Raw genomic sequence first — 26,146 nt, 5'->3', positions numbered from 1 at the left:
CCACTCGGATAACAAATAAAAACAATATTATAGCTGAAAAACCAAAGGCCGTCTGAAACTTCAGACGGCCTTTGAACAAAGCTTGCTTAGTGATCCAAACTGTCGGTTTCCACCTTAACCGCTTTATCGGTTTTATCTTCCGGCAAAACCAAGTTCAACAATACCGCCATAATACCGCCTGCGGAAATTGAGTTTTGGAACAATACAGGCAGGTTTTTGAACACTTCCGGCTCAAATGCCACGCCTAAACCCAAACCGACAGAAGTAGCCGCGATGACCGCTTCACGACGGCGAATACCATGGCTGACCAAAATCCGCACGCCGGCAATCGCAATCAGGCCAAACATCAACACCATCGCGCCACCCAAAACAGGACTTGGAATCGTGGTAAACGCGCGACCGATGACAGGGAACAAGCCCAACAATACCAAAATCGCTGCAATATATTTGCCCACATGGCGCGAAGCCACGCCGGTCATTTGAATCACGCCGTTATTTTGCGCAAAAGTGGTCAGCGGCAAAGAACCCAACGCAGTCGCAATCACAGACACCAAACCATCTGCCAATACGCCGCCGCGCAGACGTTTGGTGTATTCCTCACCCTCAATCGGCTGCTCGGAGACCATTGCTGTCGCCGTCAAATCGCCCACTGCCTCAAATACGCTCAACAAGAAAATCGCACCGGCGACAATAAACGCGTGCCAATCAAATGCGAAACCATATTTAAACGGAACAGGCAGGGTAATCAGCGGCAGATTTTGCAGGGCGGAAAAATCCACTTTGCCCAAAAACAGCGCAACGATATACCCGACGATCAAACCCACCGCGATGCCGCTCATGCGCAGCAATGGATTCTTCAAGCAGTTGAAAACCAACACAATCAGCAACACCAGCGATGCCAGACCTAAGTTTTCCATCGAGCCGAACGTACCGTCTGCTTTCGCACCGAAGCCGCCGCCGAAATCGGTAATGCCGACATGCACCAAACTCAAGCCGATCAGCATGACGACCACTCCGCTTACAGTCGGCGTAATCACTTTTTTCAGATAAGGCAAAAGCCAAGCGGAGAAGCACACCAAAAACGCGCCGACAAAGGACACGCCCAAGAGCGTTGAAATCATCGTATCTTCAGTCAAGCCGCCCTCTTTCATGCCGGTACCGAGCGCAATCATTACGGTAACAAAAGAGAAGTTGACCGACTGAATCGACAACATACCCGAACCGACCGGCCCGAAACGGTTGACCTGCAAATAAGTACCGACACCGGAAGCCACCATCGCCATCGACACCAAATAAGCCGTCATTTCAACCGGCAGCTCCAACGCCCCGCCGACAATCAGTGCCGGAGTAATCATCGGAACAAAAATCGCCAGAAGGTGCGTAACCGCACTCAACAACGCATTCCCAAACGGCGGCTTATCTTCCAAACCATAAACCAAATCAAGCGATTCCGCCTGTTTTTCAGTCATTCCGGCCATGTTGAACCTTCTCTCAAGAATCGTTAAAAAATATTAAGATGCGTATTTTAACCAATTTGAAATGTATCAGCAAATTCAAAACCATCAGGCCGTCTGAAAGTTCCGCCCAGCCGTTTTCAGACGGCCTCAAACCGCCTTAACACATTTTAATTCTTGACATCATTTTTTCATCTCAAAACAAACAAACCAATGATTTAAAAATGTATTATTCATTAAGATAATGACAAGTCACCATTAAACGGCAAAGCCTCATAGCGGATATGTTTCACACAAACAACAAAGTAAGCTACAATCCACTGCATAATTCACCCACACCATAAAATTAAAGGTTTCCGTATGTTAAAAGGCAGTCTGGTTGCCCTGATTACTCCGATGAATCAAGACGGCAGCATCAACTACGAACAACTTCATGACTTAATCGACTGGCACATTGAAAACGGCACCGACGGCATCGTCGCAGTCGGCACTACCGGCGAGTCAGCCACCCTGCCTGTCGAAGAACATTTGGCCGTTATTGAAGCCACTGTCAAACACGTCAATAAGCGCGTTCCCGTTATCGCCGGCACAGGCGCCAACAATACTGTCGAAGCCATCGCCCTTTCCAAAGCTGCCGAGCAAGCCGGTGCGGACTACACCTTATCTGTTGTTCCCTACTACAACAAACCTTCGCAAGAAGGCATTTACCAACATTTCAAAGCCATCGCCGAAGCCACTTCGATTCCGATGATTATCTATAATGTTCCCGGCCGTACCGTCGTCAGCATGAGCAACGACACTATTTTGCGTTTGGCCGAGATTCCGAATATCGTCGGTGTGAAAGAAGCCAGCGGCAATATTGGCAACAACATCGAATTGATCAACAGCGTTCCTGAAGGTTTTGCCGTGTTCTCCGGCGACGACCCTACCGGCCTGCCTTTCATGCTGTGTGGCGGTCATGGCGTGGTAACCGTTGCAGCCAACGTTGCACCGAAACTCTTTGCCGATATGTGCCGAGCCGCCCTTGAGGGCGATATTGCGACCGCCCGTCGTCTAAACGAGCAACTTATCCCAATTTATAACACCATGTTCTGCGAGCCCAGCCCGGCCGCGCCCAAATGGGGCCTGAGCTTATTGGGCAAATGCGAACCCCATGTTCGTCTGCCTTTGGTAGCACTGACCGAAGCCGGTCAAGCCAAAGTCCGAGCCGCTCTGGAAAAATCAGGACAAATCTGATCCGGAAATAAGGCCGTCTGAATCCCAAACACCCCTTTCAGACGGCCTCCCTGTTAAGAACTTCATCCACAGGAAAACAAGATGACCTATATCAAACCCATCGTAGTAGCCTTCGCCCTGATTAGCATGACTGCCTGTTCCGGCAGCAAAAAAGAACAACCCAAACTCGACTATCAAAGTCAATCTCACCGCCTGGTCAAACTGGAAGTACCACCTGATTTGAACAACCCAGACCAAGGCAACCTCTATCAATTACCGGCAGGCAGCGGCGCCGTCCGCGCCAGCGACTTCAACAAACGCCGCACTCAGGCCGTACAACAACCTGCCAATGCAGAAGTTTTGAAATCCGTTAAAGGCGTACGCCTTGAGCGTGACGGCAACCAACGCTGGTTGGTTGTCGATGGCAAATCACCTCGCGAAATTTGGCCTTTGCTGAAAGTGTTCTGGCAAGAAAACGGTTTCGACATCAAATCTGAAGAACCTGCCATCGGCCAAATGGAAACCGAGTGGGCAGAAAACCGAGCCAAAATCCCTCAAGACAGCCTGCGCCGCCTGTTGGACAAAGTCGGCTTGGGCGGCATCTACTCTACCAGCGAACGCGACAAATTCATCATCCGCATCGAACAAGGTAAAAACGGTTCGACCGACATCTTCTTCGCCCACAAAGGCATGAAAGAAGTTTATGCCGACCGTAAAAAAGACACTACGATGTGGCAGCCGGGTGAAAACGATCCTAACCTCGAAGCCGCATTCCTCGCCCGCTTTATGCAATACTTGGGCGTTGACGGTCAGCAAGCCGAACAGGCTCTGACCCAAAGCGTTGCCGCCCGCAGCAATGCGTCTGAATTGGCGCGTGTGGACAACGGCACTCTGTTGCTGGCAGGCGATTACGGCCGCAACTGGCGCCGTACCGCCCTTGCGCTTGACCGCATCGGCCTGACTGTTATCGGTCAAAATGCCGAACGCCGCGCTTTCTTGGTTCAACAAGCACCAACCGAAGGCGAAGCAGTTGCCAATAAAAAACCAGGCCTGTTCAAACGCGTATTTGGCAAAGGCAAAGCAGAAGCGCCAAAAACTTATCCTGAAATCATCGTGTATGTTGAACCTATCAACAATGGCGCACGCCTCCATCTGTTGAACAAAGACGGCAGCCCATACAAAGGAAGCGATGCCTCCACATTGTTGAGCCGCCTGCACACAGAATTGCGTTAATCCGTTATTCGACTTAAGGCCGTCTGAAATATTCAGACGGCCTTTTTAACGAATCCGGCATGGTTTCAAATTCCCAATCTGACGTTATAATCAGAACATTTTCCCCCTCCCCCAAGCTGCCATGACCCGACAAAAAGCCTATCTGCTCCTGACCGCCCTGTTTACCCTGATGTTTATCGTACTGATTCTGTTGGGCGCTTATCTTCTGAGCATTCACAGCAAACAATTTGCCGTTGCCGCCTTTCTGTTTGCCTTTGCCGCCGTTTTTGCCCAAATCGGCAGCCTTGCCCTTTACATCCGCCACAAAGCACGCGCACAAATGGCTCGTATGCAGCAAACCGAAACCCATTAAGGAAAAACCATGTTTGAAAAAATCGTCCTTGCCAGTGGCAACGCAGGCAAACTCAAAGAATTTTCCCGCCTCTTCGCCGACTTAAATATCGAAGTCCTGCCACAATCACAGTTCAATACGCCCGAATGTCCCGAGCCGTACCATACCTTTGTTGAAAATGCCCTGGCTAAAGCACGTCATGCCGCCAAATACAGCGGCTTACCGGCACTTGCCGACGACTCCGGCATCTGCACCAACGCCTTAAACGGCGCACCCGGCATTTTCTCCGCACGTTATGCAGGCGAAAACCCCAAATCCGATGCCGCAAACAACGCCAAACTCTCTGCCGATCTTGCCGATAAAGACGACAAAAGCTGCTACTACGTCTGCGTACTCGTACTCGTCCGCCACGAAAACGACCCGCAGCCCATCATCGCCGAAGGCATCTGGCGCGGCCAATGGCAGGCCGAAGCAGCCGGTACAAACGGCTTCGGCTACGATCCGCATTTCTATTTGGCCGAACATGGTTGCACCACCTCCGAGCTTAACCCTGAAATCAAAAATGCCGAAAGCCACCGCGCTCAAGCATTGCGTGAATTGTTAAGAAAAATTGAATCCTTATAAATCGATAATAGGCCGTCTGAAAACCTGAAACGTTTTTTTAGATGTTCTAAATCCAACAAATAATGGAAGAAATCCATGTCCCCTAAGCAAATCTTGATTGTCGCCATCCGCTTGGTCGTTTTAATCGGTATCGTACAAACGCTTGGCAGCATCGCGACCATATTCGTACAGACAGAAAGCATGTATGACAGTAAACAAATCTCATCCGTACTGATGCTCTACGGCTTGTATTTAATTGCATGGCTGCTGCTATGGTGTTTCCCTGCCGCCATTGCCAACCGCCTGTTGCCCGAACATCTGCAAACAGCACAGGAGGCCCCAAAACACCCTGCACCATGGCTGACGACCGGTATTGTATTAATAGGCATATATACTGTTTTCCAAGCCATCCCCGACCTAATTTACCGGTTCTCTCTCTATCTTTTTGTACAGTCTATTGCTATCGACACACATACATCCGTTTGGGCGGACCTCGGCGCACAAAACCAAGCCGGTATACTTGCCAACATCGCGCAGCTTTTTATCGGCATTTTCCTGCTATTCGGTGCACCCAAACTCTCATCTTGGATGCGCAAAAGACTTTAACTACATAAAAACAACAGGCCGTCTGAAACCTTCAGACGGCCTACCTCACATTCATTCCCATGCCCAAGCCCACACCTGAAGAATTGGCAGCCTTTGCAAAACATGTCGCTGCCTTCATCCCAACCATACCTGACGAACTTCTGCAACTCATTGACAGTCAAGAAACTGCTATCGTCTTTTTAGGCAAACCAAGCTGTTCATACTGTCGCCGTTTTGTTGCAAAACTGTTTACCGTTTCGTTAAACAAACAACTTACCATCCGCTTTACAGACAGCAGCAACAAAGCAGCTTTAAAGACTTTTCGTGAACAACACGGCATCAAAACTGTTCCCGCATTACTCAACATCTCACAAGGCAAAATAAAATCCGTCTGCAATTCCAAATTATCAGAAGAAGAAATTGAAGCTTTTTTGAGTGCCTAGACTGCGCAAATTTCCTACTGATTACTTTCACAGCTGACATTTCAGTTAAAATAACGGCCTAAAAATTTCAGACGGCCTCAAGCCTCAACATATACCATGACCCAAATCACCTTCCAACGCCCAGGCCAGCTAACCGCCCTGCCTCCTTTATCACTCTATATCCATATTCCTTGGTGCATCAAAAAATGTCCATATTGCGACTTCAATTCCCACAGCCTGAAAAACGGCCTGCCGGAAGAAGCCTATATCGATGCCCTATTAACCGACTTGCAGCTTGAATTGCCCAATATTTGGGGCAGACCCGTGGAAACCATATTCTTCGGCGGCGGTACACCCAGCCTGTTTCAAGCGGAGTCGATTGACTGTTTGTTAAGCGGCGTGCGTTCGCTGTTGCGCTTGCAACCCGAAGCGGAAATTACTTTAGAAGCAAACCCGGGCACATTTGAAATTGAGAAGTTTCAAGGATTTAAAGACGCAGGTATTACGCGCCTGTCTATTGGCGTGCAGAGTTTTAACGACAATATGCTTGCTCGATTGGGACGCGTTCACAATGGCAAAGAAGCTCTGACAGCTATTAATACTGCATTGAAATTATTTGATAAAGTCAATATCGATTTGATGTACGCCCTGCCAAACCAAACGGTTCAGACGGCATTGGACGATGTGCAAACCGCTATTGCAACAGGCGTATCTCATATCAGCGCATATCATCTGACCATGGAGCCGAACACGCCTTTTGGTCATACGCCGCCAAAAGGATTGCCGCAAGATGAAGCAGCATTGGATATTGAAGATGCCGTACACGGCGAATTGGAAGGCGCAGGCTTTATCCACTACGAAACATCGGCTTTTGCAAAACCTGGTATGCAGTGCCGCCATAATTTGAACTACTGGCAGTTTGGCGATTACTTAGGCATAGGTGCAGGCGCGCACGGCAAAATTTCCTATCCTGACCGTATCGAGCGTACCGTCCGCCGCCGTCATCCCAACGACTATCTTGCCGCCATGCAGAGCAATCCGCATGAAGCAGTTGAACGCAAAACCGTTGCTGCCGAAGACCTTCCATTCGAGTTCATGATGAACGCCCTGCGCCTAACCGACGGCGTACCTGCCGCAATGTTGCAGGAACGTACCGGCGTACCCACTGCAAAAATCATGGCTCAAATCGAAACCGCCAGACAAAAGGGCCTGCTTGAATCAGACCCGACTGTGTTCCGCCCAACCGAGCAAGGCCGTTTGTTCTTAAACGACTTGTTACAGTGTTTTTTATAAGTGCTGTTTTACAACAGTTAAAACATTTTTAGATTTGCTTAATTTACGACAAGAAAATACAATCAGAATAATTGTTGGGAACGACCAACCCCGGCGATTATCCACTACTTCTCATCCTACATTAAGGACAAAATCATGAAAAAAGTTCTGGTAACACTGATTGCTCTTTCCCTGCCTACATTTGCATTGGCTGATGCAAATCAAGGTTTTTATGTTCAAGCAGATGCTGGACATTCTACTATTTCATTAAAAGATAATGATGATGGTGAAAATTTTACTATTAAAAATAAAGGATTCACTCCACGTTTATCTGCTGGCTATGATTTTGGAGATTTTCGCGTTGCTGCAGACTACACTCACTATAAAACCTTCAAGGGTATTGACGAAGTAGGAGATGATGAATTAGTTAATTATAAAGCCAAATTCAAAAGTGTCGGTGTTTCTGCCATTTATGATTTCAACATTAACTCACCTGTCAAACCATATGTCGGTGCACGCTTAGGTATTAATCACATATCTGTTAATCGTGAAGATGAAACTTCCTCAGAAAACGAAACTAAAATGGGTATTGGTGCTTTAGCCGGAGTAAGCTACGAAGTAACACCTAATGTTGCTTTGGATGCTGGCTACCGCTATAACTACTGGGGCAAATTTGATGGTCTTAAAACCCAATCCCACGAACTTTCTGCCGGTGTACGCGTAACCTTCTAATATTTGAATACTTGACATGAAGCAATCATTGCTTCAAATATCAAGTAACAAAAGGCCGCCTGAAACCTGTTGCTCAGGATTTCAGACGGCCTTTAAGTTTTTTAAATATGTCTAACTTTTTGCTGCTTTTATTTTTTCTGCAAACCACAGTGCCGCAGCCGTCCCTGCCATATCGGCAATGCCGTCCGCGATCGAACCTTGGCGCGTAGCAGTCAGAAATGCCTGAGCCAGCTCGCTTCCTATGGCAAACAATAAAGCGGCAAACAGAATGCCTTTATAGGGAATAGTCCTATTGTCTTGAATAAATATTTTTGCACACAACCATGCCTGACCGAAGAACAGCCCGAAATGGCCGACTTTATCAAAATGAGGGAATGGTGGAGCGCTATTGCTGCCCTCTTTGAAAAGTAAGGCATAAATGGCGGCGGCAAACCAAATCAAGGCAGCGACAGTAAATTTGTTTAACGGCAAGGCTTTCATTTATCGGCCTCTTCATCCAACCATGTTTGGCAGATATCTGCCAAGCGGACAAATTTCCCACCCCGCGCCTTCAAAATATCACGCCATTGTGCCACTTCTTCTGCATCCGGGGCATCTTCAATACTGCATTCGTAAAGGCAGAAGTCTAATGTTTCGCCAACAATGCCTGGGGCTTCGGTCTGCATAAGACTGGTCAGTTCGTTCATATTTACTGTTTCTTTGATTCGTTTATCACTAGTCAGATCACACTGCCTGTTTTCAGGCCGTCTGAACATGATGTGCAAGGCTGCCCGTTTGGTTTGGTTTGGGTACGCTACTTACTGTGTAAAAAACGTGTTGCTTCTTCCCATTCGCCATTCAACACGGCCGGCAATCCTTGCAGGGATTTGGCGATGGAATCATCAATTTGCTGTCTGTGTTCCGCCGACGGTTTATTCAACACATAACCGACAACCAGATTACGGTCGCCCGGATGATCAATACCCAAGCGCAGGCGGTAGAAATTAGGCGTACCCAAGCGAGCCTGAATGTCTTTGAGGCCGTTGTGTCCGCCGTTGCCGCCGCCAAGTTTGAATTTGATACGGCCGCATGGAATATCCAGCTCGTCATGAACCACCAAGATTTCCTCCGGCTTGATTTTGTAAAACTGAGCCAAAGCGGCTACTGCCTGACCGGAGCGGTTCATAAAGGTCATGGGTTTGAGCAGCCAAACATCACCATCAGGCGTAGTGGCGCGCGCTACTTCGCCGTAAAATTTCTTTTCGTCTTTAAAATTGACTTTCCATTTCCACGCCAGTTCGTCCAACAGCCAAAAGCCTACATTATGGCGCGTTTGTTCGTATTCTTGGCCTGGATTGCCCAAACCGACGATTAATTTAATTTTCAAGCTCATTACTGTTCTTTCAGTTTGACAGGCCGTCTGAAAAAGTTTCAGACGGCCTTCGATTTATTCTTGCCCGGCACGTTTACGTCGCGCTTCTTTCGGATCAATCAACAATGGACGGTAAACCTCAATCCGATCGCCATCGCGCAAAACAGTCTTGTCTTTTACTGCCTTGCCGAAAATACCCAAAGGCGCTTGCTGTAAATCCAACTCTGGGAACTCTACCTCCAAACCGCTTTGCAGGGCAGCTTCGCGTACTGTTGTCCCTTCGGCAACGGTCATGCCCTTCAACACTTGCCTATCGGCCAGTCCGTAAACAATTTCAATCTCAAGCATAGCGGCGGTCGGCCTCTTTAATAAAAGCATCCACCAGCGTGCCGGCAAGATGGCCGAATACTGGAGAAATCATGGCGGAGAGTACGGCATTGGAGAAATCGTATTCTAATCTGAATTCGACTTTGCACATATCATCGCCCAAGTCGATAAATTTCCAAGTGCCGCGCAGGGTTTTAAACGGCCCTTCGAGCAAATCCATGCGGATTTCCTGCCCCGGGATATTGTGGTTGTGCGTCGCAAATGACTGTTTGACGCGCATATAGTCCATAAACAGGCGCGCTTTTAGCTCATTGCCTTTGCGTTCGATGACTTCGGTCTTGCTGTACCACGGTAAAAATTTTGGATAGTCCTCAACTTTGTCCACCAGCTCAAACATTTCCTTAGCGCTATGCAGCACCAATACGTTTTTCTCGACTTTTTTCATGTTGGTTGTAGACCTTGTTTTTGAATATTCGGGGTTCAGACGGCATGATTTAGAAAAATATCTGCCCTACTTTGGGACAAAATTCCTAATTTAAACCGCTTCGCCATTTTGTTTCGCTTCCAGCCATTCCCAGCGTTCCAGCTTTTCCAAAAGCGACATCTCAATTTCTTCAGCCCTGCTTTGCAATGCACCTGCTTTTTCGTAATCTTTGAAAATTTCAGGATCGGAAAGCTGGGTATTGATTTCAGCCTGCTCGGTTTCCAAAGCGGCGATTTCATCAGGCAGGGCATCGAGTTCGCGCTGTTCTTTATAAGAAAGTTTGACCGTGCGGTTGGCTTTGGGTTTGATTTTTTCAGGCTCGGCAACCGCTTTAGGCGCAGAGGCCGTCTGAATTTTATCTTCCCGCGATTTTGCGTCGATATAGTCCTGATAGCCGCCGATGTATTCTTTCAGACGGCCTTGTCCTTCGAAAACAATGCTTTGAGTAATCACATTATCCAAGAACATACGGTCATGCGAGACAAGGAATACCGTGCCTTGGTAATCTCGCAACAGGTCTTCGAGCAGCTCTTGGGTATCGATGTCCAAGTCGTTGGTCGGTTCGTCCAAGACCAGGATATTGGCAGGGCGGGTAAAGAGTTTTGCCAACAGGAGTCGGTTGCGTTCGCCGCCGGAGAGTGATGAAACGGGACTTTGTGCGCGGGCTGGATGGAACAGGAAATCTTCCAAATAGCTCATCACATGCTTTTTCTTACCACCGACTTCAACGTAATCATTGCCCTGTCCGAGCGTGTAAAACACGGTGTCGTTTTCGTTCAACGCGCTGCGGAACTGGTCGAAATAAGCAACTTCCTGTTTACTGCCGATACGGATTCTGCCGTAGGTCGGCTGCAATTCGCCCAAAATCAGCTTAAGGAAGGTGGTTTTACCGATACCGTTTGGACCGATTAAGCCGATTTTGTCGCCGCGCTGCAAAATGGCGGAGAATTTGTCCATGATGACTTTGTCGCCATAGGTAAAAGAAGCGTGTTCCAATTCGGCGATGATTTTGCCGCTTTTTTCGCCGCTGTCGAGCTTAAAGTTGACCTGCCCTTGTACATTGCGGCGCTCGGCGCGCTGGCGGCGCAGCTCTTCCAAACGGCGCACGCGGCCTTCATTACGGGTACGGCGCGCTTCTATGCCTTTGCGTATCCATGCTTCTTCCTGAGCATGGAATTTATCAAACAAGCGGTTATGTTCCGCCTCGACTGCCAACTCTTGCGCTTTTTTCTCGCTGTATTTGGAGAACGATCCGGGATAGGAGCGCAGAGTGCCGCGGTCGAGTTCGACGATGCGCGTGGCGATATTGTCCAAAAAACGGCGGTCGTGGGTAATCACAACCAAGCTGCCTTCAAATGCTTTGAGCAGGTTTTCCAGCCAGATAATCGCGTCGATGTCCAAATGGTTGGTCGGTTCGTCCAGTAGCAATACGTCGGGCTTTTGCACCCAAGCCTGCGCCAGGGCGACGCGCTTTTTCTGCCCGCCGGAGAGGTTGCCGATTTTTTCGTTTTCCGGCAAACCGAGTTCGCCCAATGTCTGCTTGACTGCCGCATCCAGTTTCCAGCCGTCCTTCGCTTCGATTTCAAGCTGCAATTCGTTGAGCTCTTTCAACAAAGTCTCACTCGAACCATTTTCTAACTCATGGCTGACATGATGATAACGGCTCAATAAATCGCGAATTTCGCCCAATCCTTCGGCAACGGTATCAAATACGGTTGCATCCTTATCAAAAAAGGATTCTTGCGGCACATAAACGATTTTGAGGTTGTTTTGAACAATAATCTGTCCATCGTCAAGCTTTTGTACACCGGCGAGGATTTTTAAAAACGAAGACTTACCCGCACCGTTGCGGCCGATTAAACCGATTTTCTCGCCGCTGTCGAGTTGAAAAGAAGTTTTGTCGAGCAAGGCGACATGACCGACAGCAAAAGAAGCATTTTCTACGGATAAGATATTCATGGGGAAACTTCAAAAAAGAAAAGGGGAACATTTTAACCAATTATCGGCAGATATTTGCCGACAATCATATGAAATTGAAAGTATCAGGCCGTCTGAAAGCAGTTTTCAGACGACCTTCATTATTATTCTTGAACCTTCAAGCCAAAATGCAGATAGGCTCGTTCGGTTGCTACGCGTCCGCGCGGTGTACGTTGCAAAAAGCCCTGCTGAATCAGATATGGTTCAATCACATCTTCGATGGTATCGGTCGATTCGCCAATCGCAGCGGCCACGTTTTCCAACCCGACAGGACCGCCGCTGAACTTGTGCAAAATCGCCTCAAGGAATTTCCTGTCCATCACATCCAAACCTTGCCCGTCCACATCCAGCATACTCAAAGCCGCATCGGCAATTTCCGCATCAATGATGCCGTTGTTTTTCACATCGGCATAATCGCGTACACGTCGCAAAAGGCGGTTGGCAATACGCGGAGTGCCGCGGCTGCGCTTGGCCACTTCCATAGCGCCCTCGTCGCCCATATCCAACTGCAATAGTTGAGCAGAACGGGCAACAATAGTCGCCAAATCTTTATTCTGATAAAACTCCAATCTAGACACGATACCGAAACGGTCGCGCAAAGGATTGGTTAGCATACCGGCACGGGTTGTCGCGCCTACCAATGTAAACGGCGGCAAATCGATTTTGACCGAACGCGCGGCCGGCCCTTCGCCTATCATGATGTCCAACTGATAATCTTCAAGCGCAGGATAAAGGATTTCTTCAACCACAGGGCTTAAGCGGTGGATTTCATCAATAAACAGCACATCATGCGGCTCGAGATTGGTCAACAACGCCGCAAGGTCGCCGGCACGTTCCAAAACCGGGCCGCTGGTTTGGCGCAAATTAACGCCTAACTCTTTGGCGATAATGTGTGCCAAAGTAGTTTTGCCCAAACCCGGAGGGCCAAACAGCAAAGTGTGGTCAAGCGCTTCGCCACGTTTTTTCGCCGCCTGAATAAAAATGGCCAACTGCTCTTTTGCTTTATCCTGTCCGATATAGTCGTCTAGAGTTTTCGGACGTAAAGCGCGTTCAAGCAATTCTTCCTGAGCGGAAATATTTTGAGCAGTGATAATGCGCTGAGGTTGTGCAGAAGTAAGATTATCGGTTTGTAACATAATGTTTCTAAATTCTAAGACCGTTCCCGACCCGTTGTTTCAGACGGCCCGAACAATCAGATAAAGCGGTTAAATTATGATTTTGGCCATTATACCCGATAAGGCCGAGCCGCTTTCCCCTCAAATCTGAATCACACAAAAATTTTCGTTTTCAGACGGCCAAAGCAACGTATAATAAACGGTTAATTCAAATACCTATCGCATTCAGGAGAACACATGAGCCTCAAGCAAAAAGTCATCGCCATCGACGGCCCCAGCGCATCCGGCAAAGGGACGGTTGCCTCACGCGTAGCCGAAGCCTTGGGTTTTCTTTACCTCGACTCCGGTGCACTTTACCGCCTGACCGCGCTTTACGCACAAAAACAAAATGTTGCCTGGTCAGATGAAGACGCCGTCAGCACACTGGCAGAAACTTTGCCCGCACAATTTGAAGGCAGCGCCGTATTATTGAACGGCGAAGATGTATCCGAACAAATCCGTACCGAAGCGATCGGCATGGGCGCATCTGCCGTCGCGCAGTTGCCTAAAGTGCGTACCGCCCTTTTGCAACGCCAACGCGACTTCCTAACCGAAAAAGGTTTGGTCGCCGACGGCCGCGATATCGGCTCGGTTATTTTCCCTGATGCCGCATTAAAAATTTTCCTGACCGCAAGTGCCAATGTCCGCGCCCAACGTCGTGCAAAGCAACTCGGTATCCCATGCGAAGGCGTTGCATTCGAGCGTATTTTGTCGGACATTGAAGCGCGCGACGAAGCAGACCGCCGCCGCCCTGTTGCTCCGTTGAAACAGCTGCCCGACGCCCTGCTTTTAGATACCGATAACCTTTCTATCGAAGAAGCTGTAAAAAAAGTGCTTGATTGGTATCATAAAGTTTAAAATTTGGAGTATAATCGCAAAGTTTTCATTTCAGACGGCCTGTTAGCCCTATAACAAGGCCGTCTGAAAACATTTCCCAACCTGCCGCGCCAAGGACGGCAGGTCATTTCAAACCTAACCCGCACCCCTTGGCGGTGTACCGAAAAGAGTATATATGACTATGGAAAATTTTGCCCAGCTGCTGGAAGAAAGCTTTACCCTGCAAGAGATGAACCCAGGTGAAGTGATTACTGCCGAAGTAGTCGGCATCGATCAAAACTTCGTTACCGTTAACGCAGGTCTGAAATCAGAATCTCTGATTGATGTTGCTGAATTCAAAAACGCTCAGGGCGAGATTGAAGTTAAAGTTGGCGATTTCGTTACCGTTACCATCGAATCTGTTGAAAACGGCTTCGGCGAAACCAAACTGTCCCGCGAAAAAGCCAAACGCGCTGCCGACTGGATCGCTTTGGAAGAAGCTATGGAAAACGGCGACATCCTGTCCGGCGTTATCAATGGCAAAGTCAAAGGCGGTCTGACTGTTATGATCAACAGCATCCGTGCATTCCTGCCGGGTTCTTTGGTTGACGTACGTCCTGTAAAAGACACTTCTCACTTCGAAGGCAAAGAAATTGAATTCAAAGTGATCAAACTGGACAAAAAACGCAACAACGTTGTTGTGTCCCGCCGCGCTGTTCTGGAAGCTACTTTGGGCGAAGAGCGTAAAGCCTTGCTGGAAAACCTGCAAGAAGGTTCAGTTATCAAAGGTATCGTTAAAAACATCACCGATTACGGTGCATTCGTTGACTTGGGCGGCATCGACGGTCTGTTGCACATCACCGACTTGGCATGGCGCCGTGTGAAACACCCAAGCGAAGTTTTGGAAGTTGGTCAAGAAGTAGAAGCTAAAGTCCTGAAATTCGACCAAGACAAACAACGCGTTTCTTTGGGTATGAAACAACTGGGCGAAGATCCTTGGAGCGGCCTGACCCGTCGTTACCCACAAGGTACCCGCCTGTTCGGTAAAGTATCCAACCTGACTGACTACGGTGCATTCGTTGAAATCGAACAAGGCATCGAAGGTTTGGTACACGTTTCCGAAATGGATTGGACCAACAAAAACGTACACCCAAGCAAAGTTGTTCAATTGGGTGACGAAGTTGAAGTAATGATCCTGGAAATCGACGAAGACCGCCGCCGTATCTCTTTGGGTATGAAACAATGCCAAGCTAACCCTTGGGAAGAGTTTGCCGCCAACCACAACAAAGGCGACAAAATCTCCGGCGCAGTTAAATCTATTACTGACTTCGGCGTATTCGTAGGTCTGCCTGGCGGTATCGACGGCCTGGTTCACTTGTCTGACCTGTCTTGGACTGAAGCCGGCGAAGAAGCTGTACGCAAATACAAAAAAGGCGAAGAAGTTGAAGCCGTTGTATTGGCAATCGACGTTGAAAAAGAACGCATCTCTTTGGGTATCAAACAACTGGAAGGTGATCCGTTCGGCAACTTCATCAGTGTAAACGACAAAGGTTCTTTGGTTAAAGGTTCTGTGAAATCTGTTGACGCCAAAGGTGCCGTAGTCGCTCTGTCTGAAGAAGTTGAAGGCTACCTGCCTGCTTCTGAATTCGCTGCTGACCGCGTTGAAGACCTGACTACCAAACTGAAAGAAGGCGACGAAGTTGAAGCCGTTATCGTTACCGTTGACCGCAAAAACCGCAGCATCCGTCTGTCTGTTAAAGCGAAAGACGCTAAAGAAAACCGCGAAGCGCTGAATTCAGTTAACGCCGCTGCAACTGCCAATGCCGGTACTACCAGCCTGGGCGACTTGCTGAAAGCCAAACTATCCGGCGACCAAGAATAAGGTTGCAGACATGACGAAGTCTGAATTGATGGTTCGCCTAGCAGAAGTGTTTGCCGAAAAAAATGGCAACCAACTGCTGGCTAAAGATGTCGAATACAGTGTAAAAGTCTTGGTTGATACCATGACCCGCTCACTGGCTCGTGGACAACGTATCGAAATCCGCGGCTTCGGCAGCTTCGACTTGAACCACCGCCCTGCCCGTATCGGGCGCAACCCGAAAACCGGTGAACGCGTGGAAGTGCCAGAAAAGCATGTTCCTCACTTCAAACCGGGTAAAGAGTTGCGTGAGCGTGTAGACTTGGCATTGCAAGAAAGTGCTCATTAATACTTAGTAGCAAAACGCCGCAGAAATGCGGCGTTTTTTTGTTTGCGTCCAAAATACCAAAACCTGCTCTTTTTACGCATACCTTAATCGCACACTATTTCAACTATATTTACTACAATGCTTTTGCAAAAAACGCAGGCCGTCTGAAATCATTTATAATAGACCGACTATTCTGTAATGAAAACATCATTCCAACTACTGTTGTCCAAACTATTGCGGATGATGTTTCAACTATCGCCAGTAAAGCATAATAAAGGTTACACATGAGCAATAGAGACCAACTATTCACACCACCTCCATTTGAAAACCACAGCCCATTGACTTGGTATCAAGCTGCAGCCGAGCAGCCCAACTTCATCCGCGACGAAGCCCAAGCGCGAGCCATTGAATATTTGGATCGTTTGTGGACCGAGCTGATGATGTTCAAACGCAAACGCAACCGTTTTCTCGGCCGTAGCTTGCGTTCCCCCCAAGTACCTAAAGGACTCTATTTTTATGGCGGCGTAGGACGCGGTAAAAGCTTTTTGATGGATGCTTTTTTTGGCTGCCTCCCTTATCGCCGCAAGCGTCGCGTGCATTTCCATGCCTTCATGGCCGAAATCCATCAACGCCTTAAAGTCTTGAAAAGCGAAGCCAATCCTTTAAAAGCCGTTGCAACAGAGATTGCCAAAGAAACACGTGTATTATGCTTTGACGAGTTTCACGTCAGCGATATTGCCGATGCTATGATTTTGGGTCGTTTACTGGAAAACCTGTTGAGTGAAGGTGTAGTCTTGGTAGCCACTTCCAACTACGCACCATCCGAACTCTATCCTCAAGGCCAAAACCGCAGCAGTTTTCTGCCAACCATCACCCTTATCGAGTCCAACCTGACCGTTTTAAATGTGGATGGCGGCGAAGATTACCGCTTGCGTACCTTGCGTCCTGCCGAAATTTTCTTTGTCCCCAATAATGAAGAGAACGAGCAAAAACTGGCTGCTTTATTTAAAGAAATGAGCGGAATCTCTGAATTAAACCCAGGCATCAGCATTATTCATGGACGGGAAATTCCTCATAAAGCCCAGTCAGAACGCGCCATCTGGTTTGATTTCCGTGCATTATGTTTCGGCCCACGCTCACAAGCTGACTATCTGTACTTGGCTGAACATTACGAGATAGTTTTCCTTTCAGGATTAGAACGTCTAACCCCACAAGAAAAAGCAGAAGCACGCCGTCTGACATGGTTAATTGACGTTTTATATGATTTCCGTGTGAAATTGTGCGCCACCAGCGCAGTTGGCGTAAACGATATTTATGTCGAAGGCGATTTCGCCGAAGAATTTACCCGTACAGCCAGCCGTATGATCGAAATGCAATCCGAAGTCTATTTGGAACAACCACACCTGACTTTAAGCAAATAATGCCTTTCCCAAAAAGGGGCGAAATTTGGTAGAATACACTTCCCTTGCCTCTTGGCTGCGACAACTTACCTATCAATAAAAACAAGGACATAACATGGCTATCGAACGTACGATTTCCATCATCAAACCCGATGCAGTAGAAAAAAACGTCATCGGCAAGATTTACAGCCGCTTTGAAGAAAACGGCTTGCGCATTATTGCGGCGAAAATGAAACATCTCTCTGAGCGTGAAGCAAAAGAGTTTTATGCCGTACACAAAGACCGCCCTTTTTATGAAGACTTGGTTAAATTCATGACACGCAATCCTGTCATGATTCAAGTATTGGAAGGTGAAAATGCCGTTGCCAAAAATCGCGAATTGATGGGCGCAACCAATCCAGCTGATGCAGCTCCTGGCACAATCCGTGCCGACTTTGCAGAATCTGTCAGTGTCAATGCCGTACATGGTTCTGACAGCGTTGAAAATGCTGCGATTGAAATTGCTTACTTCTTTAGCCAAAGCGAAATCTGCCCACGATAAAAGCAAAAAACCTGTAGCCGCTTTACGGCCGTCCGATTCCATATCGGACGGCAAAACTGCTTTGTATGCCCTGCAAATGACAGGCCGTCTGAAACCCCTAAAGGCTTTTAAAGCAAAGCTGACCGATAGGCCTCTTTACTTTAAAAGCTTTATTGAGAAACATAAAAATACATGAAAACCAATCTACTGAATTACGATTTAAACGGACTGACGCAACACTTTGCCGAAATGGGTGAAAAACCTTTCCGCGCCAAGCAGGTAATGCGTTGGATGCATCAAGCCGGTGCACAAAACTTTGAAGAAATGACTGACTTGGCCAAATCATTACGCGCCAAGCTGAATGAACAAGCCACAATCGAAGTGCCTAAATTAATGATGGCACAAGAATCCACTGATGGCACACGCAAATGGTTGCTGGATGTCGGCACGGGCAACGGTGTAGAAACCGTCTTCATTCCCGAAGCCGAACGCGGCACTTTGTGCATCTCTTCCCAAGTAGGTTGCGCATTGGAATGCACCTTCTGCTCTACCGGACGACAAGGTTTCAACCGCAACCTGACTGCCGCAGAAATTATCGGCCAGCTTTGGTGGGCCAATAAAGCCATGGGCGTTACTCCTAAAAATGAACGCGTTATCTCCAACGTCGTGATGATGGGCATGGGCGAACCCATGGCAAACTTTGATAATGTTGTTACCGCTTTGAGCATTATGCTGGATGATCACGGCTATGGTTTAAGTCGCCGCCGCGTGACCGTTTCCACTTCGGGTATGGTTCCGCAAATGGACAGACTGCGCGACGCTATGCCTGTTGCTTTAGCCGTATCTTTACACGCCTCCAACGACGAAGTGCGCGATCAAATCGTTCCGCTGAATAAGAAATATCCGTTGAAAGAATTAATGGCGGCCTGTCAACGCTATCTGGTCAAAGCCCCCCGCGACTTTATTACCTTTGAATACGTTATGCTCGACGGCATCAACGACAAGGCCCAACACGCGCGCGAATTGATTGAATTGGTTAAAGACGTACCCTGCAAATTCAATCTGATTCCGTTCAATCCTTTCCCAAATTCCGGCTACGAACGTTCTACCAACGAAAATATCCGTGTCTTCCGCGATATTCTGCAACAAGCCGGCTTTGTCGTTACTGTCCGCAAAACTCGCGGCGACGATATCGATGCCGCTTGCGGACAATTGGCCGGACAAGTACAAGATAAAACACGCCGCCAACAAAAATGGCAACAGATTTTGGTCGAACAATAAGGTTAATTATGAAAATCAAGTTCGGATTCGCTTTACTTGCCGCACTGACTCTTTCTGCCTGTGCTTCCTCTTCCGGCCCAAGCCCTAAAGAACGTGCCATTCAGGTTTCTAATATCAAAACTCAACTGGCTGTGGAATATATGCGCGGCCAAAACTACCGCCAAGCTACTGAAAGTATCGAAGAGGCGCTTAAGTCCAATTCAAAAAATGACCTTGCTTGGTTGGTACGAGCCGAGATTTATCAGTATTTGAAGGTCAAAGACAAAGCTCAGGAAAGCTTTCTTAAAGCATTGTCTTTAAAACCTGATAGCGCGGAAGTCAACAACAACTACGGTTGGTTCTTGTGCAATCAAATGAATGCACCAGCCGAATCTTTGGCTTATTTTGACAAAGCACTGGCCGACCCAACCTACCCAAGCCCCTTTATTGCCAATATGAATAAAGGCATTTGCAGCGCAAAATTAGGCCAATACTCTTTAGCCCAAGCCTATTTGGAAAGGTCTTTAGCAGCAAATCCGCAATTCTTCCCCGCTTTCAAAGAGCTTGCCCGAACCAAAATGATGGCAGGCAATCTGAATGATGCCGACTATTATTTCCGCCAATACCAAAGCAAAGTTGATGTCCTGCAGGCTGACGATTTGCTCTTAGGCTGGCGTTTGGCTACCGCCTTGGGCAATAAACACGCCGCATACGAATATGAAGCCCAACTTAGGGCAAACTTCCCCTATTCAGACGAACTACAAACTGTCACAACAGGCCACTAAATGGAAAATAACGATAAAATCAACTACGACACACAAGCCGCCAAAACATTGGGGGATGAATTACGCAAACACAGAACTGATGACAAAATCGATATTCAAGATGTTGCTTCACGTTTGAAACTGTCTGCCGAACAAATTGATGCTTTGGAAAAAGGGGAATATTCAGGCTTTCCCGGCTTAGTCTTTGTTTCAGGCTATCTGCGTTCATATGCACGATTTCTGAAAATCGATGAACAAACCATCGCCAAACATTTGCTCTCCATTACTCCGCAACTTGAAGACCATGTATACGCGGTAACACGCAGCGCCAACGCCGGCTTAAGCTACACAGACACTGAAAAGCAGGGTTTCCCAAAATGGATATTGGGGATAGCGGCACTGGCTTTGGCTGTAGGAGGCGTTTACTTTTGGCAAAGCAAATCCAGTTTTGAAAACGAACAGGCAAATATTCAAAACAGCAAAGATGTTGCTGATACGATGAAAACGCCTGCCTTAAAAACGGATAATGTTGCCGTTAGCGAAATGACGGAAGACGGCAAAAAAGAAATCACCAATAAGCCTGAAACGGCCAATGATCAAGCAACCTCAGCAGCTTCCACCGTCGTACAAGATGAGAAGCCTGCCGTCAAAGTTGAGAAAGACGAACTTTGGATTAAAGTCCAATACCGAAGCAATCTGATTATTACAGACAAAGATGGAAAAGTAGTATTCAGCCGTATCGTTCCGGCCGGAAGCGAACAACGTCTGAGAGGCGGCGCGCCTTACAATGTTTGGATCGGTATTGCAGCCGGCTCGGAAGCCAATTACGGCGGCACACCTATCGAACCTTTGAAATACCGTGTTGCCGGTGAAAAATCCGCCTCTTTTGTTGCAGGAAAAAACTAAAATGACCACACCTAAACGCCGTCAGACACATCAAGTCAAAATTGACCATCTCATCATCGGCTCCGATGCGCCCGTTGTTGTGCAATCTATGACCAATACCGACACCGCAGATGCAGAAGCAACCGCCCGACAGGTCAAAGAGTTGAGCGATGCCGGCTCAGAAATGGTCCGTATCACGGTTAATACTCCTGAAGCGGCTTCCAAAGTAGCCGAAATCCGCAGCCGCTTAGACGATATGGGCTACACCACGCCTTTGATTGGTGATTTCCATTTTAATGGCGAACGCTTATTGGCCGAATTTCCTGAGTGCGGCAAGGCCCTGTCTAAATACCGCATCAACCCTGGCAATGTCGGCAAAGGTGCAAAAGGCGATGAAAAATTTGCCTTTATGATTCGTACTGCCGCAGAAAACAATAAAGCTGTACGCATCGGTGTGAACTGGGGTTCGCTTGATCAAAGCCTTGCCAAGCGCATGATGGATGCCAACCTAGTTTCTGCTACACCGAAGCCGCCTGAAGAAATCATGAAAGAAGCTTTGATTGTTTCGGCGCTGGAGTCGGCAGAAAAAGCCGTAGCTTTGGGCTTGCCTGAAGACAAAATTATTTTGTCGTGCAAAGTCAGCGCCGTACAAGACTTGATTCAGGTTTACCGCGAATTAGGCAGCCGTTGCCGTTACCCACTGCATCTCGGTCTGACTGAGGCTGGCATGGGCAGCAAGGGCATTGTGGCTTCCACCGCAGCTCTGGCCGTATTGTTGCAAGAAGGCATCGGCGACACCATTCGAATTTCCCTTACGCCCGAACCCGGCTCCCCGCGCACACAAGAAGTCATTGTCGGTCAAGAAATCCTGCAAACCATGGGCTTGCGCTCCTTTACGCCAATGGTTACAGCCTGTCCCGGTTGCGGCCGTACCACCAGTACCGTATTCCAAGAGTTGGCTCAAGACGTACAAAACTATTTACGCCAAAAAATGGCTGTTTGGCGCACTGAATATCCAGGCGTTGAATCATTGAACGTTGCCGTAATGGGTTGCGTAGTCAATGGCCCGGGCGAAAGCAAGCTTGCCGATATCGGTATCAGCCTGCCAGGTACAGGCGAAACTCCGGTTGCGCCGGTTTATGTAGACGGCGAACGCAAAATTACCCTCAAAGGCGACAATATCGCTGCCGAGTTTTTACAAATCGTTGAAGATTATGTCAAAACCAACTATTGCGAAGGTGGCGCAAAACGTAAGCAAAACCGCGTTATTCCGATTCAATCTGCCTAAAACATTTTCAAGATAAAGAGGCCGTCTGAAAATATGTTGGGCAAACTGGATACTTGGCTGACTGAACATCCCAAACGCAAGGATTTGCATGGTTGGCGACGCTTTATCGTTGAATTTTGGTTCTTCGGTTTGAAAGAAGCACGAGCCTGCTTATTTGCAGGCTTGTTTTTCATTGCCATGTTCCTCATTCCGAAAACAGGCTGGTTGGGAATTTCGCGCTACGACCTACTGCTGATTTTTGCCGTCTCCGTACAAGCAGCCATGCTGTATTTCAAGCTGGAAACTTGGGATGAAGTGAAATCGATTACGCTGTTTCACTTGGTGGGCTTTGCTTTAGAGTGGTTTAAAACATCAGGTGATATCCAATCTTGGAGCTATCCGGATGAGGCTTATACCAAAATCGGTGGCGTACCGCTGTTTGCGGGCTTTATGTATGCTGCGGTTGGCAGCTATATCATTCAAGCATGGCGGCTGTTTGACCTCAAAATCAAAAGCCATCCGCCGTATTGGTTGGGCACTTTGTGCGCACTGGCGATTTATATCAATTTTTTCACCCATCACTATATCGGCGACTATCGCTGGTATCTTGCTGCTTTTGCTCTCGGCCTATACGCTCGGACAACGGTCTTATACACGCCCTATGACACCACTCGCAAAATGCCGCTCCTGCTCGCTTTCGTCCTGATTGGATTTTTTATTTGGCTGGCGGAAAATTTGGGAACCCTATTCGGCGTTTGGCGCTATCCAAACCAAATCGGCGCTTGGGCATCGGTACACATCAGCAAATGGAGTTCATGGGCTTTACTGGTGATGATGACTTTTACCATCGTTGCGAATTTAAAACATATTAAACATACCATCAGCGTATCGAAAGATTAGTTGCTTAATATTTTAAAAGGCCGTCTGAAACTTTCAGACGGCCTCTAATTTTCAACAATCAATTAAACAAACTTAAGGCTTTAACAAACACCATAATGACGCCATAGCCCAAAGGAATGCAAACCAAAGCCCAGCGCCACCATACGCCAATACCGCCCGCTGATACTTTCTTGCTGATCAGATAGGCATCGGATACAGCGGTTTCATCATCGGGGTTGCCGCTATGTGCCGCGACCTTAATGTCTTTTTCGTGATGCTTTTCGTGAACCGAACGGACACTCAAATTACACAACAAACCGACAATCAACAAACCTGCCATGATGTACATGGTGATGCTATAAGCCTCAGCAGCTGGAACGCCGCTTTCAATTTGGCTTTGGCGGATATAGTTGACCAACACCGGGCCAATAACGGCCGCAGTTGACCATGCCAGCAAAATCCTGCCGTGGATTGCACCGACTTGATAAGTGCCGAACAAATCCTTCAGATACGCCGGAATCGCTGCGAAACCGCCGCCATACATGGAAATGATGACGCAGAACCCAATAACAAACAAAGCCTTGTTACCGCTCTCGCCAATAGACGGAATGGCAAAATACAACAGCGAGCCGAGCACAAAGAAAATAGTATAAGTATTTTTACGCCCAATTTTGTCGGACACGCTGGACCACAAAAAGCGGCCGCCCATATTAAACAGGCTCAACAGGCTCACAAAACCTGCCGCCGCACCCGCACCAATGGCAGCCTGTTTACCGACAGAAGTTTCAGAAAACAGCTCCTGAATCATGACAGAAGCCTGACCCAAAACACCAATACCTGCCGTCACATTCAGACACAACACCCAAAACAAGAGCCAAAATTGCGGCGTTTTCATGGCTTGTGAGACATTGACATGATTACTGCTGACCAATTTGCTTTTGTTTTTCGGCGCAACATAACCTTTAGGTTTCCAGCCATCGGCAGGTACACGGATCGTAAACGCGCCAAACATCATCAACACCAAATAAAACAACCCTAAAACCACAAAAGTCTGCGCGACACCAACCGAAGTTTCACTGGAGAAAAAACTCATCAGCGATACCGACAAAGGCGAGGCCAACATCGCGCCGCCGCCAAAACCCATAATCGCCAAACCTGTCGCCATGCCCGGCTTATCGGGAAACCATTTCATCAAAGTCGATACAGGCCCGATATAGCCCAAGCCCAAACCAACCCCGCCAATCACACCGTTGCCCAAATAAAGCAAAAACAGATTGTGCGTATGGACGCCGATCGCCGACACAAAAAAGCCCAAGCTAAAGCAGCAGGCAGCAACAAACATTGCTTTACGCGGCCCAACGCGCTCCATCCATGTACCGAACATGGCCGCTGACGCGCCCAACATCGCCAAGGCAATACTGAAAATCCAACCGACCGTGGTCAGCTTCCAATCTCCAGCAGCCGATTCAGTGATACCGATAAGCTTGGTCAGCGGCGCATTGAACACGGAATAAGCGTATATCTGCCCGATGGCAAGATGCACGGCCAAAGCGGCAGGCGGTACCAGCCAACGATTAAAGCCGGGTTTGGCAATGGTCGCCTCACGGTCTAGAAATTTCATAAAATCCTCTTGTCTATGTGTGTCAAACGCTGATTCCATATCATGTGGAATCAGAAAATTGTTGACAATATTTTAGCATAATCTCCCGTTTATCCTTTTTTCTGCTCCATGATAATTTTGCGTATCAGACAGAAAAAACATTCATCTAAACCATTTCTTCACGCCAATATCGACAAAAAGGCCGAGACTTTTGCAAAAGTCTCAAGTTGACCGTATTGGCGGAAAAAATTCAAACGCGTAGTAAGGGCATTTTCAGGGAGTTGTTGAACAGTATGCATAAAATTCGGCAAATAATCGCAGTTCGGGGCAAGGATATTTGGGTGGCGCACCAAAATTACTACAAAATGACTTGCGTCTATTGGTAGGTGAATGCACTTTTATAAGAAATTTCCCCATCATAATAAATAATCCATGTAGAAATAAAATTTAAAGATTCTGGCTCATGCATAGATGTAATAAGTACTGAATGTTGCTTTTTTTCTATCCCATCAACTATAGATGTAGCCCAGCTATTTTTATATTCTTCAATACCCCAATAGTCTATTGGAATATGTAATTCTTCTACATATTCACCTAAAGAGATTGAAGCCAAAATATGCATCCCATATCCATTATCAAAAGATGTACCTTTATCTTTAAAGAAAATACCAAACATTATTAATCCTTAATTCTTTTTAAATCCTTGTCATAAATAAATAGTTCCAATCTTATTCATATTTTTCATGGCGCTTATATACACATATATAATTATCAAAAGATAAATATTTAGGGTAATCAATCCTAACTAAATTCTCATCAATAGTATAATCCTCACCAAAATTAGAAATAATATCTGTACCAATTTCATAAATCTCTTCATTCCAATAGGTAGAGATATCTCCATCAATAACGATATAAATACTTATACAATTTTCATTGATTCTTACATAAACACCTCCAACCTCTTTGGTAATTTTACCTATCAAGGCATTTTGGGTAACAATTCTTAATCTTATAATGTCATTATTCATAGACTATTATTCCTTTGGTTTAGCAGGAACTACATGATATCCATTTTTACTATAATGAATAATCCCCATAGTTGTTGGGGTTTGATTTCCTGTAACAGGATCGATATAAATACCGATATTTTTATTGAAGTTCACCCTTTCTTTAGAACCAGGAAGCCCAATTTCAGTTTTTCCCACCTGCTGTCCAGTTCCTACATAACCTTTTAAAGAATCTAAACTTACAGTGATAAAGATGCAGTAAAAAGGCATAATGATAGCCCCATTTTTATAATTATTTATTTTAGGAGCAAAAAGATGAATATTTTATTACTAGACGGTGGTAAAAATTTCGGACATTCGCATGGCGAGTTGAACCACACGCTTCATAAAAAAGCGAAAGAAGTTTTGACCGCACTTGG

Annotated in this window: 30 protein-coding genes and 1 pseudogene; 19 read left to right on the top strand and 12 right to left on the bottom strand. The window is 47.2% G+C overall.

What is annotated here, in order from left to right; translation table 11 throughout:
- Positions 1–86 precede the first annotated feature (86 nt).
- Positions 87–1,478 carry a nucleobase:cation symporter-2 family protein gene (locus HMPREF2560_RS07065; protein ID WP_070608267.1) on the bottom strand — a complete coding sequence of 464 codons (1,392 nt, stop codon included), beginning with the start codon at positions 1,476–1,478 and terminating at the stop codon, positions 87–89.
- A gap of 336 nt (positions 1,479–1,814) precedes the next feature.
- On the opposite strand from HMPREF2560_RS07065, the gene dapA reads away from it, so the two are divergent.
- The 8 genes from dapA (at position 1,815) to HMPREF2560_RS07025 (ending at position 7,847) form a co-directional block, all read left to right on the top strand.
- Positions 1,815–2,690 (top strand): 4-hydroxy-tetrahydrodipicolinate synthase, encoded by an 876-nt coding sequence (gene dapA / locus HMPREF2560_RS07060; RefSeq protein WP_070460828.1) that lies wholly within the window; start codon positions 1,815–1,817, stop codon positions 2,688–2,690.
- Between the two features lie 81 nt (positions 2,691–2,771).
- Positions 2,772–3,902 (top strand): outer membrane protein assembly factor BamC, encoded by a 1,131-nt coding sequence (bamC, locus tag HMPREF2560_RS07055; RefSeq protein WP_070608266.1) that lies wholly within the window; start codon positions 2,772–2,774, stop codon positions 3,900–3,902.
- A 121-nt stretch (positions 3,903–4,023) separates the two neighbouring features.
- A complete protein-coding gene (locus HMPREF2560_RS07050; protein WP_036490655.1) occupies positions 4,024–4,254 on the top strand; it encodes an NGO_0222 family membrane protein in 231 nt (76 codons plus the stop codon).
- Between the two features lie 9 nt (positions 4,255–4,263).
- On the top strand, positions 4,264–4,857 hold the full coding sequence (gene rdgB / locus HMPREF2560_RS07045) for an RdgB/HAM1 family non-canonical purine NTP pyrophosphatase (protein ID WP_070608265.1): 594 nt from the start codon (positions 4,264–4,266) through the stop codon (positions 4,855–4,857).
- A 75-nt stretch (positions 4,858–4,932) separates the two neighbouring features.
- Positions 4,933–5,442 (top strand): hypothetical protein, encoded by a 510-nt coding sequence (locus HMPREF2560_RS07040; protein WP_070608264.1) that lies wholly within the window; start codon positions 4,933–4,935, stop codon positions 5,440–5,442.
- Between the two features lie 59 nt (positions 5,443–5,501).
- Entirely contained in the window at positions 5,502–5,864 is a 363-nt protein-coding gene (locus HMPREF2560_RS07035; RefSeq protein ID WP_070608263.1) for a DUF6568 family protein, read from the top strand.
- Between the two features lie 96 nt (positions 5,865–5,960).
- Positions 5,961–7,136: a radical SAM family heme chaperone HemW gene (hemW, locus tag HMPREF2560_RS07030; protein WP_070608262.1), complete on the top strand. Its 1,176-nt coding sequence runs from the start codon at positions 5,961–5,963 to the stop codon at positions 7,134–7,136.
- 135 nt (positions 7,137–7,271) lie between these two features.
- Positions 7,272–7,847 carry an opacity family porin gene (locus tag HMPREF2560_RS07025; protein ID WP_070608261.1) on the top strand — a complete coding sequence of 192 codons (576 nt, stop codon included), beginning with the start codon at positions 7,272–7,274 and terminating at the stop codon, positions 7,845–7,847.
- Between the two features lie 111 nt (positions 7,848–7,958).
- On the opposite strand, the gene HMPREF2560_RS07020 is transcribed toward HMPREF2560_RS07025, so the two are convergent.
- From HMPREF2560_RS07020 to ruvB, 7 genes are all read right to left on the bottom strand, one after another.
- Positions 7,959–8,327, bottom strand: a complete 369-nt coding sequence (locus HMPREF2560_RS07020; protein ID WP_070608260.1) for a VanZ family protein — start codon at positions 8,325–8,327, stop codon at positions 7,959–7,961.
- Complete coding sequence (locus tag HMPREF2560_RS07015; RefSeq protein ID WP_039862142.1) at positions 8,324–8,533, bottom strand: hypothetical protein; 210 nt, start codon at positions 8,531–8,533, stop codon at positions 8,324–8,326. Before HMPREF2560_RS07015 ends, HMPREF2560_RS07020 begins: the two co-directional genes overlap by 4 nt.
- Positions 8,534–8,640: 107 nt before the next feature.
- Positions 8,641–9,219 carry an aminoacyl-tRNA hydrolase gene (gene pth / locus HMPREF2560_RS07010; RefSeq protein ID WP_003683307.1) on the bottom strand — a complete coding sequence of 193 codons (579 nt, stop codon included), beginning with the start codon at positions 9,217–9,219 and terminating at the stop codon, positions 8,641–8,643.
- A 54-nt stretch (positions 9,220–9,273) separates the two neighbouring features.
- Positions 9,274–9,546, bottom strand: coding sequence for an RnfH family protein (locus tag HMPREF2560_RS07005; RefSeq protein WP_070608259.1), 273 nt, complete (start codon positions 9,544–9,546; stop codon positions 9,274–9,276).
- The gene (locus HMPREF2560_RS07000) at positions 9,539–9,970 is read right to left on the bottom strand and encodes a type II toxin-antitoxin system RatA family toxin (protein WP_003683270.1); all 432 of its coding nucleotides are present in this window, start codon (positions 9,968–9,970) and stop codon (positions 9,539–9,541) included. Before HMPREF2560_RS07000 ends, HMPREF2560_RS07005 begins: the two co-directional genes overlap by 8 nt.
- 90 nt (positions 9,971–10,060) lie before the next feature.
- Positions 10,061–11,968, bottom strand: coding sequence for an ATP-binding cassette domain-containing protein (locus HMPREF2560_RS06995; protein ID WP_070608258.1), 1,908 nt, complete (start codon positions 11,966–11,968; stop codon positions 10,061–10,063).
- Between the two features lie 122 nt (positions 11,969–12,090).
- Positions 12,091–13,122, bottom strand: a complete 1,032-nt coding sequence (gene ruvB, locus HMPREF2560_RS06990; protein WP_070460845.1) for a Holliday junction branch migration DNA helicase RuvB — start codon at positions 13,120–13,122, stop codon at positions 12,091–12,093.
- Between the two features lie 216 nt (positions 13,123–13,338).
- Here ruvB and cmk point away from each other — a divergent pair, with 216 nt between their 5' ends.
- From cmk to HMPREF2560_RS06940, 10 genes are all read left to right on the top strand, one after another.
- Complete coding sequence (cmk, locus tag HMPREF2560_RS06985; protein WP_070608257.1) at positions 13,339–13,998, top strand: (d)CMP kinase; 660 nt, start codon at positions 13,339–13,341, stop codon at positions 13,996–13,998.
- 154 nt (positions 13,999–14,152) lie between these two features.
- Positions 14,153–15,838 (top strand): 30S ribosomal protein S1, encoded by a 1,686-nt coding sequence (rpsA, locus tag HMPREF2560_RS06980; RefSeq protein ID WP_003678994.1) that lies wholly within the window; start codon positions 14,153–14,155, stop codon positions 15,836–15,838.
- A gap of 10 nt (positions 15,839–15,848) precedes the next feature.
- Complete coding sequence (locus HMPREF2560_RS06975; RefSeq protein WP_003678992.1) at positions 15,849–16,163, top strand: integration host factor subunit beta; 315 nt, start codon at positions 15,849–15,851, stop codon at positions 16,161–16,163.
- Between the two features lie 263 nt (positions 16,164–16,426).
- Entirely contained in the window at positions 16,427–17,563 is a 1,137-nt protein-coding gene (gene zapE, locus HMPREF2560_RS06970) for a cell division protein ZapE (protein ID WP_070608256.1), read from the top strand.
- A gap of 94 nt (positions 17,564–17,657) precedes the next feature.
- On the top strand, positions 17,658–18,083 hold the full coding sequence (gene ndk, locus HMPREF2560_RS06965; RefSeq protein ID WP_004519785.1) for a nucleoside-diphosphate kinase: 426 nt from the start codon (positions 17,658–17,660) through the stop codon (positions 18,081–18,083).
- A 171-nt stretch (positions 18,084–18,254) separates the two neighbouring features.
- On the top strand, positions 18,255–19,343 hold the full coding sequence (rlmN, locus tag HMPREF2560_RS06960) for a dual-specificity RNA methyltransferase RlmN (protein WP_003683577.1): 1,089 nt from the start codon (positions 18,255–18,257) through the stop codon (positions 19,341–19,343).
- Between the two features lie 8 nt (positions 19,344–19,351).
- Positions 19,352–20,107 (top strand): type IV pilus biogenesis/stability protein PilW, encoded by a 756-nt coding sequence (gene pilW / locus HMPREF2560_RS06955; protein ID WP_070608255.1) that lies wholly within the window; start codon positions 19,352–19,354, stop codon positions 20,105–20,107.
- On the top strand, positions 20,108–20,992 hold the full coding sequence (locus tag HMPREF2560_RS06950) for a helix-turn-helix domain-containing protein (RefSeq protein ID WP_070608254.1): 885 nt from the start codon (positions 20,108–20,110) through the stop codon (positions 20,990–20,992).
- A 1-nt stretch (position 20,993) separates the two neighbouring features.
- Positions 20,994–22,259 carry a flavodoxin-dependent (E)-4-hydroxy-3-methylbut-2-enyl-diphosphate synthase gene (ispG, locus tag HMPREF2560_RS06945; protein ID WP_070734804.1) on the top strand — a complete coding sequence of 422 codons (1,266 nt, stop codon included), beginning with the start codon at positions 20,994–20,996 and terminating at the stop codon, positions 22,257–22,259.
- Positions 22,260–22,292: 33 nt separating this feature from the next.
- Positions 22,293–23,138 carry a DUF817 domain-containing protein gene (locus tag HMPREF2560_RS06940; protein ID WP_070734801.1) on the top strand — a complete coding sequence of 282 codons (846 nt, stop codon included), beginning with the start codon at positions 22,293–22,295 and terminating at the stop codon, positions 23,136–23,138.
- 58 nt (positions 23,139–23,196) lie between these two features.
- Here the strand turns inward: HMPREF2560_RS06940 and HMPREF2560_RS06935 are convergent, their stop codons facing one another.
- The 4 genes from HMPREF2560_RS06935 to HMPREF2560_RS10935 form a co-directional block, all read right to left on the bottom strand.
- A complete protein-coding gene (locus HMPREF2560_RS06935) occupies positions 23,197–24,738 on the bottom strand; it encodes an L-lactate MFS transporter (RefSeq protein ID WP_070734799.1) in 1,542 nt (513 codons plus the stop codon).
- Between the two features lie 355 nt (positions 24,739–25,093).
- Positions 25,094–25,393 carry a hypothetical protein gene (locus tag HMPREF2560_RS06930; RefSeq protein WP_070608250.1) on the bottom strand — a complete coding sequence of 100 codons (300 nt, stop codon included), beginning with the start codon at positions 25,391–25,393 and terminating at the stop codon, positions 25,094–25,096.
- A gap of 52 nt (positions 25,394–25,445) precedes the next feature.
- A complete protein-coding gene (locus HMPREF2560_RS06925; RefSeq protein ID WP_070608249.1) occupies positions 25,446–25,748 on the bottom strand; it encodes a MafI2 family immunity protein in 303 nt (100 codons plus the stop codon).
- Positions 25,749–25,754: 6 nt separating this feature from the next.
- On the bottom strand, positions 25,755–25,997 hold the full coding sequence (locus HMPREF2560_RS10935; protein WP_004519793.1) for a polymorphic toxin type 50 domain-containing protein: 243 nt from the start codon (positions 25,995–25,997) through the stop codon (positions 25,755–25,757).
- A gap of 45 nt (positions 25,998–26,042) precedes the next feature.
- Between HMPREF2560_RS10935 and HMPREF2560_RS11475 the strand changes: the two are divergent.
- Positions 26,043–26,146: pseudogene (locus tag HMPREF2560_RS11475) on the top strand (NADPH quinone reductase MdaB); the annotation flags it as partial.

Origin of the sequence: Neisseria sp. HMSC078H04 (assembly GCF_001838135.1) — a bacterium.
Taxonomy (GTDB): Bacteria; Pseudomonadota; Gammaproteobacteria; order Burkholderiales; family Neisseriaceae; genus Neisseria.
Note: the sequence above shows the minus strand (reverse complement) of the source record. Positions and strands in the feature narration are given on the sequence as shown.